Origin of the sequence: Acidovorax sp. 62, from assembly GCF_002754495.1 — a bacterium.
Taxonomy (GTDB): Bacteria; Pseudomonadota; Gammaproteobacteria; order Burkholderiales; family Burkholderiaceae_C; genus Acidovorax.
On the sequence record NZ_PEFJ01000001.1, the window covers coordinates 2,126,415 to 2,138,788 of the forward strand.

The following is a 12,374-nucleotide window of genomic DNA, read 5'->3' on the forward strand; positions in this document are numbered from 1 at the left end:
TCAGGGTGCCTGTGTGTAGAAGGGAACAAACAAGCGCGTGGCGTCGTTGCCCACGGTGCGCACCCACTCACGCGAAAACTTTTCACCAAAGCGGTTGATGTCTTTGCTCAGCTCGGGCGAGATGCGGTCAATCGTCATGCCATGGCTGCGCAACTCGTTCACCGACGCCCGCAACGCCGCCTCGCTCAAACCCCAGCCTCGCTCTTCAGCGGCCTTGGCGGCCTGCAGCACGGCCTTGCGCGTGGCGGGCGACAGGGCGTCCAGCGCCTTCTTCTGTACAAACACCAAGTTCTTAGGAATCCAGGCGTTGAGCTCGTAGTAGTACTTGGTGTGCGTCCAGATCTGGCTTTCCACGCCCGTGAGCGACGAGGTGATCATGGAATCAATCTGCCCGGACGCCAGGGCCTTGGGGATGTCTGCCGTGGGCACATCCACAGCTTGCGCCCCCAGCAACTCGGCAATGCGCACCGTGGTGGCGTTGTAGGTGCGCATTTTCAGGCCCTGAAAATCTGCCTTGGTGCGCACGGGCTTCACGGTAAAAAGGCCCTGTGGAGGCCAAGGCACGGCATACAGCGGCACCACGCCCTTTTCATCGATCAGGTGCTTTTCAAGCAAGGGCGACTGGTACTGCCACAGGCGATGGGCGTCTTTGTAGGAAGACACGATGAAAGGCACCGAGTCAGCCCCCGCCAACGGCACATCCTTGACCATGGCCGACATCAGCATCTCACCCGCCTCGGCCTTGCCCGACTGCACCGCACCCAGGATTTCCGGCAGCTTGACCAAACTGTTGTTGGGATGCACTGTGATCTTCAGGTCACCCGCCGTTGCCTTCTCGACCTCTCGCGCAAACTGCTCAATGTTCTGCGTGTGCAGCGTCTCTGGCTTGTAGCCCGTGGCCAGCTTCCACTGGGTCGCAGCCCTCGCATCCCCCACACCCGCGCCCATCACACCCACGGCCCCCAGGGCGCCCATCACCGTACCCAGCATCTCACGTCGTTGCATCCCATAGCTCCCAATTAACGAATCAAAATCGAACCTGCCTCGCTTCGGCCCCATCTCACAAAGACGCGGCCGAGCGTGCGGCCTGGTCGTACATGCCCGAGAGCACACGCAGCAATCGGGCCAGCTCCCCAATGTCTTTGTTCAGTGCGTCGTCGGCCTTGAGCGCATCGATCAAGCACGACTCGCGGATATCACGGTAGCGCTGCACATGCGAGCGCCCCAGGTCGGTGGCAGCATAGGTCACTTCTTTGCCGCTTTTGTGCGAGGCCACCACGCCCAGTCCTTGCAGTTTTTTGAGGGCGTAATTCACCAAGTGCGTGTCTTCCACATTCATGATGAAACAGATGTCTGCCAGACGCTTGTCGCGCGCGCGGTGCGTCACGTGGTGCAGCACCAACACATCCAGAGGTGTCAGGTCCTTGAGACCAGCGGCCGCCATGCAATGCACCACCCAGCGGTGAAAGGCATTGCCCGAAACAATCAGCCCGAACTCAAACTCGCTCATCTCTGCGCTGCGGGCCGACACCAGGTGGGCCGAAGAGACGATGGGGCCAGACTCGGCCCGGCGTTGGGTCTTGAGGGCTTGCTGCGTCTTGGATTTGGCAACGGCGGCTGGCTTGGCTGGCATGAAAACCCTCTCAAACTTCATCTGGCACAAGATGTGCATGCCGTTTCATTGTAGGCACGTTGACAATAATTTGATGCCATTTTGTTGACGTTCAGGCAAACACCTAGCACGCCACCACAGGCATCCGATACAGTGGCACGTCACTTTTCCTTGACCTCAACCTCGCGGAGATCTCCCATGAAGCGTCGAACCTTTTCTGTCACCACCGTGGGCCTGGCCCTGGCTTGCGGCATGTCGGCCACCTCGGCCTTTGCCCAGACCAAGTGGGATCTCGCGACGGCTTACCCCGCCACCAATTTCCACACAGAAAACCTAGCCCAGCTGGTCAGCGATGTCGACAAGGCAACCGGGGGCAAGTTCAAGATCACGCTGCATGCCAACGCAGCACTGTTCAAGGCCCCTGAAATCAAGCGTGCCGTGCAAGGCGGACAAGCGCAGATGGGCGAAATACTGCTGGCCAACTTCCAGAACGAATGGCAACTTTTTGGCGCCGATGGCCTGCCCTTCCTGGCCGACAGCTACGACGCCTCCAAGAAGCTCTACAACGCGCAAAAGCCCTTCCTCGACAAGAAGCTGGGTGAGCAAGGCATGAAGCTGCTGTACTCGGTGCCATGGCCACCCCAGGGCATCTTCACCAAGAAGCCGCTGGCCAGCGCGGCAGACCTCAAGGGCATCAAGTGGCGTGCCTACAGCCCTGCCACAGCGCGCATTGCTGAGCTGGTGGGCGCTCAACCCGTCACGGTGCAGCAAGCCGAGCTGTCGCAAGCCCTGGCCACCGGCGTGGTGGAAGCCACCATGACCTCTGGTGCCACTGGCGTGGACAGCAAGCTGTACGAAAGCCTCAAGTACTACTACGACACGCAGGCCTGGCTCCCCAAGAACGCGGTGATGGTGAACAAGAAGGCCTTTGATGCGCTGGACAAGGCATCGCAGGATGCATTGCTCAAGGCCGCAGCGGACGCCGAAACCCGTGGCTGGGCCCAAAGCGCCAAAGTCAACACCGACACCATTGCCAAGCTCAAGGCCAACGGCATGAGCATTGAAGCGCCCCCCGCCGCGCTGAAAGCCGACATGGCCAAGGTGGGCGATGCCATGCTCAAGGAATGGCTGGAAAAAGCCGGGCCGGATGGCAAGGCCCTGGTGGACGCGTACCGCAAATAAGTCTGCACCATGCGCCGCTTACTGGATTTCATCTACAACAGCGCCGCCGCCCTGGCGGCGCTTTTCATGGTGGGCTTGCTGGGCATGGTCTTGCTGTCCATCATCAGCCGGCAAATGCACTTCCATGTGCCAGGCACCGACGCCTATGCGGGCTACCTGATGGCCGCCACAGGCTTTCTGGCCCTGGCGCACACACTCAAGCGCGGCGAACACATCCGCGTCACGCTGCTGCTCAATGCCCTCAAGGGCAAGGCCAAGAAGGCGTTTGAGGTCTGGGCTTTGGCCATTGCCACGCTGCTGGCCATGCTGTTTGCGGTGTACAGCTGCAAGCTCGCCTGGCAGTCGTATGAGTTCAACGACATCTCCACCGGCAGCGATGCCACGCCACTGTGGATTCCGCAGATCGCCATGGGCCTGGGCACCGTGGTACTGGCCATCGCCTTCCTGGACGAGCTGGTGCTGGAAATTTTGGGCCGACGCGCAGACACCTCGTCTGGCGAAGCCCTGCGCAACGAATAACCCCGGGACACACCATGAGTGATATCGCCATTACCGGCCTGCTGGTGCTCTCGTTGTTTCTGATTTTGGGCAGCGGTGTCTGGATCGGGCTGACCTTGTCAGGCGTTGCCTGGATTGGCATGCAGCTCTTCTCCGCCCGCCCTGCGGGCGATGCCATGGCCGTCACCATTTGGGGCAGCGCCTCCAGCTGGACGCTCACAGCCCTGCCCTTGTTCATCTGGATGGGGGAAATTCTGTTTCGCACCCGCCTGTCGCAAGACATGTTCAAGGGCCTGGCCCCCTGGGTGCAGGCCCTGCCGGGCCGCCTGCTGCACACCAACGTGGTGGGCTGCACCATCTTTGCGGCCGTGTCAGGCTCTAGCGCCGCCACCTGCGCCACCATCGGCAAGATGACGCTGCCCGAGCTGACACGCCGTGGCTACCCCGAGCACATGGTGGTGGGCACACTGGCGGGGGCCAGCACGCTGGGGCTGTTGATACCTCCCTCCATCATCATGATCGTGTACGGCGTATCGGCCGAGGTGTCGATCTCACAGTTGTTCATCGCAGGCGTGCTGCCGGGCATCCTGCTGGCGGCGCTGTTCTCAGGCTACATCATCGTGTGGGCGCTGCGCCACCCCGAGCAGGTACCCGCTGCCGATGTGCGCATGACCTTCATGCAAAAGCTCTCTGAGTCGCGCAGCCTGATCCCGGTGGTGCTGCTGATTGCCGCTGTGCTGGGCAGCATCTACACCGGCTTTGCCACGGCCACCGAGGCGGCCGCCGTAGGGGTGGTCGGCTCGCTGGTGCTGTCTGCGGTGCAGGGCTCGATGAGCTGGGGCACGTTCAAGGAATCGCTGATGGGCGCCACGCGCCTGTACTGCATGATCGCGCTCATCCTGGCGGGGGCCGCCTTCCTGACCCTGGCCATGGGCTACATCGGACTGCCCCGCCACTTGGCCGAGTGGATTGCATCGCTGGGGCTGAACCAAGCCCAGCTCATCGTGGCTCTGGCCATTTTCTACATCATCCTGGGGTGCTTCCTGGACGGTATCTCGATGGTCGTGCTGACCATGGGCGTGCTGATGCCCACGGTACAAGCGGCGGGCATCGACACCATCTGGTTCGGCATCTTCATCGTGTTGGTGGTCGAAATGGCACAGATCACACCGCCCGTTGGCTTCAACCTGTTTGTGCTGCAAGGCATGACGGGCCGCCAGCTGCCGTGGATCGCCAAGGTAGCACTGCCCATGTTCTTGCTCATGTGCGGCGCTGTGACCTTGATCTACGTTTTCCCCGGCATCGTGACCTGGCTTCCGCAGCAGATGTCCGTGCGCTGAGGCAGTACGCAAGAACGCTTCTGGCGCATGCAATGGGTGACATGCCGCGCTGCTACAGTCGCGGCATGTTGCAAGTTTTCTCGATCTGCGTGGGTGCCTGCCTGGGGGCCCTGGCCCGTTGGGGCCTGGGGTTGTGGCTGAACCCGGGGGGGTTGATTCCCTGGGGCACGCTGGCCGCCAACCTGGTCGGCGGCTACCTCATCGGTGTGTGCGTGGCGGTGTTCCAGGCCCTGCCCCAACTGGACCCAGCCTGGCGCCTGGCCTTGGTCACTGGCTTTTTAGGGGCGCTCACCACTTTTTCCAGCTTCTCTGCTGAGGTGGTCGGCATGCTGCAACAACAGCGCTACCTGCTGGCCCTGGGCACCACTACAGTGCACCTGCTGGGCTCACTGTTGCTCACAGTGCTGGGCATGCAAAGCGCTACATTTTTTATAGCTTCTCGCGCTTGATATTTGTGCGCTAGAGCCCCATTTAACTGAAACCTTCTCATACTCCCTACTGCATGCGGCCGCGCCCGCAAGACCGATCACCTTGACGACACAGACCATGGAAGCCAACACCCAACTCAACGAACGCCGCCTGGCTGATGCCTGGGCTGAACTGCACACGCACGCCACCAACGGCAACCCTCTGCACTCTGACGCGTACCGCATGGCTTTTGCCGATCCTGAGTTCCTCTTCCGCCGCGAAACGCGCGGCATCCGCTTTCAGCTTGAAATGCTCAAGCCCGACCTGGGCCAGGCCGACCAGGGCATTGAAAACACTGTGGTGGTGTTTGGCAGCGCCCGCTTTGTCGACCCCGAAGCCGCGCAAAAACAACTGGCCGATGCCCAGGCCAATGGCGACACCGCGCTGATTGCCCGCGCCAAGCAGGCCGTGCGCAACGCCCAGCACTACGACCTGGCCCGCCAGTTCTCGCGCCTGGTCGCGCAGTACAGCAATGGCAAGCCCGAGTCCGAGCGCCTGTACATCTGCACCGGCGGCGGCCCCGGCATCATGGAAGCCGCCAACCGTGGCGCGCACGACGAAGGCGCGCTGAACGTAGGCCTGAACATTGCCCTGCCCCACGAGCAAAGCGGCAACCCCTACATCACGCCCTCGCTGTGCTTCAAGTTCCACTACTTCGCGCTGCGCAAGATGCACTTCATGATGCGCGCCAAGGCCCTGGTGGCCTTCCCCGGCGGCTTTGGCACGCTGGACGAGTTGTTTGAAGTGATGACGCTGGTGCAAACCGGCAAGGCCAAGCCTGTGCCCATCGTGCTGTGCGGCACCGCGTTCTGGAAGAAGCTCATCAACTTCGAGGCGCTGGTCGAAGAAGGCACCATCTCGGCGCAAGACCTCAAGCTCTTCCACTACACCGACGACCCGCAGGAAGCGTGGGACTACATCAAGGCGTTCTACCAGCTCTGAGCTCCACCGCTGCCCAGCCCCGAGACAGGGCGGGGCTCCAAGGGCCCGTCCTATTCTGGCGAAACCACGGACGACGCAACGCCCCACGCATCGTCAAACACCACGCTGGCCAGTGGTGCACGCTGGGCCCAGCGCTCTTGCTGCAGCATGGGCTCTTCGTAAAAGCCATGCACCGGCCCCAGGCACAGCAGCGCAATGGGCTCGGCCCCTGCTGGCATGCCCACCAGGGCGGCCACGGCAGCAGGGTCAAAAATCGACACCCAGCCCATGCCCAACCCTTCGGCGCGGGCGGCGAGCCACAGGTTCTGGATGGCGCAGGCAGCAGACGCCAAGTCCATGCGCGGCAGCGTGCGACGGCCAAAGATGTGGGCCTCGCGCCCATCGGCCAAAGCCACTACCAGCAGCTCGGCAGCGTCGAGCACCCCTTGTACTTTGAGCCGCATGAACTCCTCGCGCCGCACACCCAGCGCATCGGCGGTGAGCAGGCGTTCGGCCTCTACCACCTCGTGCAATTGCTGGCGCAACGCAGGGCGTGTGATGCGGATGAAGCGCCACGGCTGCATGAAGCCCACGCTGGGCGCGTGGTGTGCCGCCCGCAGCAGCCGTTGCAGCACCTCAGGCGCCACCGTACCGCCCGCAAAGTGACGCATATCGCGCCGCTCGTCAATGGCGCGGTACACCGCCCGGCGCTCGGCCTCGGTGTAGGGCTGGGCGGGAACAGTGGGTGTGGTGGGCTCGGTCGCTGACATGGATTGAGCCAGGGCGTTCAATCCTCAATGCCACGCTGCGCAGGCACCCCGGCCTGGAAGGCATGCTTGATGAGCTTCATCTCGGTCACCGTGTCGGCCAGCTCGATGATCTCTTCAGGGCAGCGACGGCCCGTGAGCACCACGTGCACGTCCTTGGGCCGGTCGCGCAGGGTTTGCAGCACGCCTTCCAGCGGCAGCCAGCCGTAAATCAGCGGGTAGGTGATCTCATCGAGCACCACCAGAAAATGCTCGCCCGCCATGATGGTGGCGCGGGCTTTTTCCCAGCCATCGCGGGCCAGTTGGGCGGAATGTTCCAGGTCCTGGCTCTTCCAGCTGAAGCCGTCGCCCAGGCCTTCGATGGGGATGCCGATCTGCTCGAACATGCGGTGCTCGCCAAAGCGGGCCGTGGGCACTTTCATGAACTGGTAGATCTTTACGGCCTTGCCCCGGCCATGGGCGCGCAGGGCCAGGCCAAAGGCGGCCGTGCTTTTGCCCTTGCCGTCGCCGGTGTTGACGATGATGAGGCCACGGCGCTCGCCCTCGGGTTTTTCGTAACGCTTTTCGGTGGGGGCAGCTTCAATTTGCATGGGGTAGGTTCTCGTTCAAATCATTGGAAGGTGGCGCCGCCGTAGCGTGCAACTGCGGCAGCGCCATCCATTGCCCGGCCACGCTGTGGATGGCAATGCGGCGGTCAAACACGCGCTCTACGGCGCGGTGGGTGGCAGGGTCGGCCGCTGCGCCGTGGTGCACCACACGGCCACGCGCCAGCACAGCCACGTGGTCGGCCTGCAGCGCCATCGATACCTCGTGCAGCACGCTGACCACGGTCTTGCCTTGGGCCACCAGCGCTCGCACCAGCAGCAGCCAGTCGGCCTGGTGCGGGGGGTCGAGGTTGGCCAGGGGTTCGTCCATCAGCAGCACCTGAGCCTGCACAGCCAAGGCACGGGCCAGCAGCACGCGCTGGCGCTCGCCGCCCGACAAGCCCCCCAGCGTGCGCTGGCGCCAGTCCCACGCGTGGGTGGCGCGCAGGGCTTGCTCTACCGCTGCGTGGTCGGCCACGCTGGGCGGGGCCAGCCAGGGCTGGTGCGGCAGGCGGCCCAGCATGGCCACGTCGTACACCGTGAGGTCGTCGGCTGCGGCTTCGTTCTGCCCCAGCCACGACAGCGCCCGCGCCTTGTCGCGCCGAGGCCAGTCGGCCAGCGCGCGGCCCAGCAGGTGCACCGTGCCGGTGTGCGGCATCAGTCCCGCCAGTGCGCGCAGCAAGGTGGATTTGCCTGCGCCGTTGGGGCCGACGATGCTCGTCCAGCACCCGGCCAGCAGCGGCAGGTGAATGTCTTGCAATATGGGGCATTTACCCACGCTAGCGCCCATCTGGTGAGCGTGGATAGCTATTATTTCAGGAGCATGCAATGTGGTCACAGCACGCCCCCTTGTCCGGTACGCCGGTGCATCAGCCACAGCAGGTAGCCACCGCCAAGCACGGCCGTGAGCACGCCCACCGGCAGCTCTTGCGGGGCAATCACCCAGCGGGCCAGCACATCGGCGCCCATCAGCAGCACGCCGCCCATCAGGCTGGCCAGCAGCACTAGCCAGGCGTGGGTGACCTTGGCCATGGAGCGCACCAGGTGCGGCGCAGCCAGCCCCACAAAGGCGATGAGCCCCGTCTGCGCCACGGCGGTGCCGGTGGCCAGGGCCAGCACTGCCACCAGCGCCAGGCGCATGGGGGCCAGCGGCAGGCCCAGGCTGGTGGCCGTGGCCTCGCCCAGGCTCAACCCATCGAGTGCGCGGCTGAACACCCAGGCCGCTGCGGCGCACACGCACCAAGCCGCGGCCATCAGCACGCAAGACGCCCAGCCGATGAAGCCCGCACTGCCCAGGTTAAAGCCCTGCATGGACGGAATGATGTCGGGCGCGGCCAGCGTGATGAGGTCTTTGACAGCACCCAGCACCACGCCCACGATCACCCCGGCCAGCAGCAGGCGCAGGGTGTGCTGCACGCCACGCGCCAGCTGCAGCGTGAGCAGCACGGCCAGCACAGCGCCCACAAAGGCCGCCCCCGTGAGGCCCAGCTTGGCCAGCCACACGGTGGCAGGCGCCACGCCAAACAGCGCCATGGCCAATGCCACGCCCAGCGATGCGCCCGAGGCACTGCCCAGCAAGAACGGGTCGGCCAATGGGTTGCGAAACAGCCCCTGCGCCACGGCGCCCGCCAGGCCCAGCAGCGCACCTGCCAGCCACGCGCCCAGGCTGCGCGGCAGGCGAATGTCCCACACGATGCGGGCAGCCAGGGGGTCGTCGGCCAGGCGCAGCACGCTGTCAAACCCGGTGCTGCCCACGCTGGCCCCCAGGCCGGTGAGCAGCACCGACAGCGCGGCCAGCGCCAGCAGCAGCCACACAGCCCGTTGGCGCGATGGGGTCACGCCCGCATGGGGCGCAGTGCTGCGGACAGCGGCGGGAGGCAGAGTGGAATCGCTCATGGCCGGGTGGCTGGGGAGTTGGCCGCCTGGGGTTTGCGGGCCATTTTGTCGTTGATGCACTGGGCCATCAGCCGGGCGGCCTCGGCCATGCGGGGGCCGGGGCGCACCACGGTGTCCGAATCGTCGGGCCCATACACGCACAGGCGCTGCTCGCGCACGGCCTTGATGGTGTCCCACCCTGGGTACGGCACCATGTTTTGCATGCTGCGGTTGCCCATCATGATGAGGTCGGGGTTGGCGCGCACCACAAACTCGGGGTTCAGGCGCGGAAAGGGCCCCAGCGAGGCGGGCACGATGTTCTTCACGCCCAGGCGCGTGAGCGTCTCGCCAATGAACGACGACTCGCCCGCGCCGTAGGGGCCGCGGCTCACTTCAAAGTACACGCGGGTGTTGCGGGCCTCGGGCGCCAGGCTCTGGGCGGCGGCAGACACAGCGGCATCAATCACGCGCCATACCTTGCGCGCGGCATCGTCGGGTTGGCCCAGCAGGCGGGCCATGGTGCCCAGCACGCGCTGCACGTCGGCATGGGTTTTGGGCTCCAGCGTGACGACCTTGACGCCCAGCGCCTCCAGCCGCTCGCCCGCGCGGGATGAGACGGACATCACCACCACATCGGGGCGCAGGGCCACGATGGCCTCGATGTTGGGGTCCAGCCCACCGCCCACCTTGGGCAGCTTTTGCACGCTGGCGGGGTAGTTGGAATAGCGGTCCACGCCCACCAGGCGGTGGCATTGGTCGAGCGCGCAGATGGTTTCGGTGAGCGAAGGCAGCAGGCTCACGATGCGCTGGGGCGGGCGCGGCAGCGTCACCGCACGACCCCGGTCGTCGGTGACCTGCACGGGCTGCGCCCGCGCCAGTCCGGCCATGAGCAGGCCCAGAACGATGAGAATGGCGATCACCCAGAGGATGCGGCGCACGGGGGTGGGTTTCATAGTTCTATCTCAGTGAATTCGTTGCTGTACAAAGCAACCCACCGCGCTCGAAACTGGCGCGATCCAGACCAGGGCCGTCGTGCAAGGGCCGCCAAGCCGCAGATGCGGCGCTTCGCTTGTGTGCACGGACGGCGTTCCCCTCCCGCGAAGCGAGAGAGGGGGAAGGCGCGACGCGACTCAGGGGGTGATTCATTTCAGTTTCAGCGGCAAGCCTGCCGCCATCAGCGTGACGCGTTCGCACACCTGCGCTACTTGCTGGTTGAGCACGCCCAGCGCATCCACAAAGGCCCGCACTTCGCGGCCCATGGGGATCACGCCCAGGCCGATCTCATTGCCCACCAGCACCACGGGGCCGGGGGCTTTTTCAATTGCTATCAAAAAATGAGCTGCTTGCGCTTTCCAGTCAAGCGCCAGAGCCTGTTTTTGTTTCAAATCCAGAGCTTCGTCCCCAGCGGGCATGAGCCAGTTGGTCAGCCACAGCGTGAGGCAGTCCACCACCACCAGCGTGTGCGCGGTGCTGTGCGTTGCCAGGGCAGCCGCCAGGTCGCGGGGTTCTTCCAGCGTTTGCAGGCCGGGCACGCGCTCGGCCCGGTCGCGCTGGTGGCGGGCAATGCGCTCGCGCATCTCACCGTCCCACGGCTGGGCGGTGGCGATCAGCACGGCGTTGTGCGCGGGCGACTGGGCCAGCCAGTCGCCCGCCAGCAGCTCGGCACGGCGGGACTTGCCGCTTTTCTGGCCGCCGAGGATCAGCTCGGAGCGGCTGTTTAGCATGGCTTGGCTCACGCAGTCACTCCACCCAGCAGGTGCGCCACGGCCACAGGGCTGGACGGGAACCACGCGTGGAAGTAGCTGGCGTGGATGCTGCCCAGGCGGTACAGCGCCTCGCCCGCATCGGCCGCCACCGGCTCATCGGGCCGCGAGGTGCGCGACACCACCGGTGCATCGCTTTGCGCGGTGGAGTAGTGGAAGGTGTGCCCACGCAGCGTGTGCCCATCCACCACCAGTTGCTGCGGGCCCAGCGCAGCCAGGCGCTTTTGCATGCGGACATGTCCGGGCAGCAGGCCCCAAGCGGGGTGCGTGATTCCGTCGGTGTGGGTGATGGATTCAAACAGCGCCATCATGCCGCCGCACTCGGCCCACAGGGGCTTGCGCTGCAGCACATGGGCCATCAGGCTGGCCTTCATGCCAGTGTTGGCGGCGATGCGGTCGGTGTGCAGCTCGGGGTAGCCACCGGGCAGCCATACAGCGTCGCATTCGGGCAAAGCGGCGTCGTCCAGCGGCGAGAAGCACACCACGCGCGCGCCCAGTTGCTCCAGCGTTTGCAGGTTGGCGGCATAGGTAAAGCAAAACGCCGCATCGCGCCCCACGGCCACGGTGCGGCCCGCCAGCAAGGGCGGCACAGGCCGGAGATCGTCCGGTGCGGGGAAATCCACCGCCCAGCGCTGCAGGTCTTGCGGGCCCATCTGGCCCAGCGGGGTGGCGGCCAGTGCGTCGGCCGCAGCGTCCAGGCGCTGGGCGCTGTCGGCCAGCTCGTGCGCAGCCACCAGGCCCAGGTGGCGCTCAGGCAGCAAGGCCGCGCCTTTTTTGCTGGCGCCAGCTGGCTCTTCGCCATGGCTCACGCGCATCAGCGCGCCCATCCAATCGGCGCTGTCACGCAGGCCGTCGCGCAGCATCTGCGCGTGCCGCTCACTGCCCACACGGTTGGCCAGCACGCCGGCCCAGGGCATGTCTGCGCGGTAATGTTGCAGGCCAAAGGCCAGCGCGCCAAAGGTGCCCGCCATGGCCGATGCATCGACCACGGCCAGCACGGGCACGCCAAAGTGCTGGGCCAGATCGGCCGCGCTGGGCATGCCGTCGAACAGGCCCATCACGCCCTCGACGAGGATGAGGTCGTTGCTTTGCGCCGCTGCATGCAGGCGCTGGCGGCAGTCCGCCTCGCCGTTCATCCACAGGTCCAGCTGGTGCACCGGCTGGCCGCTGGCGAGCTGGTGCCAGTGCGGGTCCAGAAAATCCGGCCCGCACTTGAACACCTGCACGCGCAAGCCCCGGCGCGTGTGCAGCCGCGCCAGCGCCGCCACCGTCGTGGTCTTGCCCTGCCCCGAGGCCGGGGCGGCAATCAACAAGGCGGGGCAGCGGGCAGCGGCTTGCGCCATGGCCTGCAAGGGGGCCGATGG

The 12,374-nt window shown here is 65.2% G+C and carries 14 protein-coding genes; 5 read left to right on the forward strand and 9 right to left on the reverse strand.

The genetic code is table 11. The features are described 5' to 3' along the window. Positions 1-1,005: a TRAP transporter substrate-binding protein gene (locus CLU86_RS09490; RefSeq protein ID WP_233194912.1), complete on the reverse strand. Its 1,005-nt coding sequence runs from the start codon at positions 1,003-1,005 to the stop codon at positions 1-3. Between the two features lie 55 nt (positions 1,006-1,060). After that, positions 1,061-1,633 (reverse strand): winged helix DNA-binding protein, encoded by a 573-nt coding sequence (locus CLU86_RS09495; protein WP_099743475.1) that lies wholly within the window; start codon positions 1,631-1,633, stop codon positions 1,061-1,063. 177 nt (positions 1,634-1,810) lie between these two features. Between CLU86_RS09495 and CLU86_RS09500 the strand changes: the two genes are divergently transcribed. From CLU86_RS09500 to CLU86_RS09520, 5 genes are all read left to right on the forward strand, one after another. After that, entirely contained in the window at positions 1,811-2,794 is a 984-nt protein-coding gene (locus tag CLU86_RS09500; RefSeq protein ID WP_099741447.1) for a TRAP transporter substrate-binding protein, read from the forward strand. A 9-nt stretch (positions 2,795-2,803) separates the two neighbouring features. After that, a complete protein-coding gene (locus CLU86_RS09505; protein ID WP_099741448.1) occupies positions 2,804-3,313 on the forward strand; it encodes a TRAP transporter small permease in 510 nt (169 codons plus the stop codon). 14 nt (positions 3,314-3,327) lie between these two features. After that, positions 3,328-4,632 (forward strand): TRAP transporter large permease, encoded by a 1,305-nt coding sequence (locus CLU86_RS09510; protein ID WP_099655836.1) that lies wholly within the window; start codon positions 3,328-3,330, stop codon positions 4,630-4,632. 65 nt (positions 4,633-4,697) lie between these two features. Then, positions 4,698-5,081 (forward strand): fluoride efflux transporter CrcB, encoded by a 384-nt coding sequence (crcB, locus tag CLU86_RS09515; protein WP_099658686.1) that lies wholly within the window; start codon positions 4,698-4,700, stop codon positions 5,079-5,081. Positions 5,082-5,178: 97 nt separating this feature from the next. After that, positions 5,179-6,042, forward strand: a complete 864-nt coding sequence (locus tag CLU86_RS09520; RefSeq protein WP_099741449.1) for a TIGR00730 family Rossman fold protein — start codon at positions 5,179-5,181, stop codon at positions 6,040-6,042. Between the two features lie 50 nt (positions 6,043-6,092). Here the strand turns inward: CLU86_RS09520 and bluB are convergent, their stop codons facing one another. From bluB to CLU86_RS09555, 7 genes are all read right to left on the reverse strand, one after another. After that, positions 6,093-6,791 carry a 5,6-dimethylbenzimidazole synthase gene (gene bluB / locus CLU86_RS09525; protein ID WP_099741450.1) on the reverse strand — a complete coding sequence of 233 codons (699 nt, stop codon included), beginning with the start codon at positions 6,789-6,791 and terminating at the stop codon, positions 6,093-6,095. Between the two features lie 17 nt (positions 6,792-6,808). Then, on the reverse strand, positions 6,809-7,378 hold the full coding sequence (cobO, locus tag CLU86_RS09530) for a cob(I)yrinic acid a,c-diamide adenosyltransferase (RefSeq protein WP_099741451.1): 570 nt from the start codon (positions 7,376-7,378) through the stop codon (positions 6,809-6,811). After that, complete coding sequence (locus tag CLU86_RS09535; protein ID WP_099741452.1) at positions 7,368-8,162, reverse strand: ABC transporter ATP-binding protein; 795 nt, start codon at positions 8,160-8,162, stop codon at positions 7,368-7,370. The genes cobO and CLU86_RS09535 overlap by 11 nt, the downstream gene beginning before the upstream one ends. Before the next feature lie 44 nt (positions 8,163-8,206). Beyond that, complete coding sequence (locus tag CLU86_RS09540; protein WP_099741453.1) at positions 8,207-9,268, reverse strand: iron ABC transporter permease; 1,062 nt, start codon at positions 9,266-9,268, stop codon at positions 8,207-8,209. Further along, on the reverse strand, positions 9,265-10,200 hold the full coding sequence (locus tag CLU86_RS09545; RefSeq protein WP_099741454.1) for an ABC transporter substrate-binding protein: 936 nt from the start codon (positions 10,198-10,200) through the stop codon (positions 9,265-9,267). Before CLU86_RS09545 ends, CLU86_RS09540 begins: the two co-directional genes overlap by 4 nt. Positions 10,201-10,389: 189 nt before the next feature. After that, on the reverse strand, positions 10,390-10,971 hold the full coding sequence (cobU, locus tag CLU86_RS09550) for a bifunctional adenosylcobinamide kinase/adenosylcobinamide-phosphate guanylyltransferase (RefSeq protein WP_099743478.1): 582 nt from the start codon (positions 10,969-10,971) through the stop codon (positions 10,390-10,392). Positions 10,972-10,979: 8 nt separating this feature from the next. Next, on the reverse strand, positions 10,980-12,353 hold the full coding sequence (locus CLU86_RS09555) for a cobyrinate a,c-diamide synthase (protein WP_099743477.1): 1,374 nt from the start codon (positions 12,351-12,353) through the stop codon (positions 10,980-10,982). Between the last annotated feature and the right edge of the window lie 21 nt (positions 12,354-12,374).

Coding starts and splice junctions, on each gene's coding strand:
- CLU86_RS09535 (WP_099741452.1), bottom strand. CDS start 8,162: ATGGGCGCTAGCGTGGGTAAATGCCCCATATTGCAAGACATTCACCTG.
- CLU86_RS09520 (WP_099741449.1), top strand. CDS start 5,179: ATGGAAGCCAACACCCAACTCAACGAACGCCGCCTGGCTGATGCCTGG.
- CLU86_RS09510 (WP_099655836.1), top strand. CDS start 3,328: ATGAGTGATATCGCCATTACCGGCCTGCTGGTGCTCTCGTTGTTTCTG.
- CLU86_RS09555 (WP_099743477.1), bottom strand. CDS start 12,353: ATGGCGCAAGCCGCTGCCCGCTGCCCCGCCTTGTTGATTGCCGCCCCG.
- cobO (WP_099741451.1), bottom strand. CDS start 7,378: ATGCAAATTGAAGCTGCCCCCACCGAAAAGCGTTACGAAAAACCCGAG.
- CLU86_RS09490 (WP_233194912.1), bottom strand. CDS start 1,005: ATGCAACGACGTGAGATGCTGGGTACGGTGATGGGCGCCCTGGGGGCC.
- CLU86_RS09500 (WP_099741447.1), top strand. CDS start 1,811: ATGAAGCGTCGAACCTTTTCTGTCACCACCGTGGGCCTGGCCCTGGCT.
- CLU86_RS09505 (WP_099741448.1), top strand. CDS start 2,804: ATGCGCCGCTTACTGGATTTCATCTACAACAGCGCCGCCGCCCTGGCG.
- CLU86_RS09495 (WP_099743475.1), bottom strand. CDS start 1,633: ATGCCAGCCAAGCCAGCCGCCGTTGCCAAATCCAAGACGCAGCAAGCC.
- crcB (WP_099658686.1), top strand. CDS start 4,698: ATGTTGCAAGTTTTCTCGATCTGCGTGGGTGCCTGCCTGGGGGCCCTG.
- CLU86_RS09545 (WP_099741454.1), bottom strand. CDS start 10,200: ATGAAACCCACCCCCGTGCGCCGCATCCTCTGGGTGATCGCCATTCTC.
- CLU86_RS09540 (WP_099741453.1), bottom strand. CDS start 9,268: ATGAGCGATTCCACTCTGCCTCCCGCCGCTGTCCGCAGCACTGCGCCC.
- bluB (WP_099741450.1), bottom strand. CDS start 6,791: ATGTCAGCGACCGAGCCCACCACACCCACTGTTCCCGCCCAGCCCTAC.
- cobU (WP_099743478.1), bottom strand. CDS start 10,971: ATGCTAAACAGCCGCTCCGAGCTGATCCTCGGCGGCCAGAAAAGCGGC.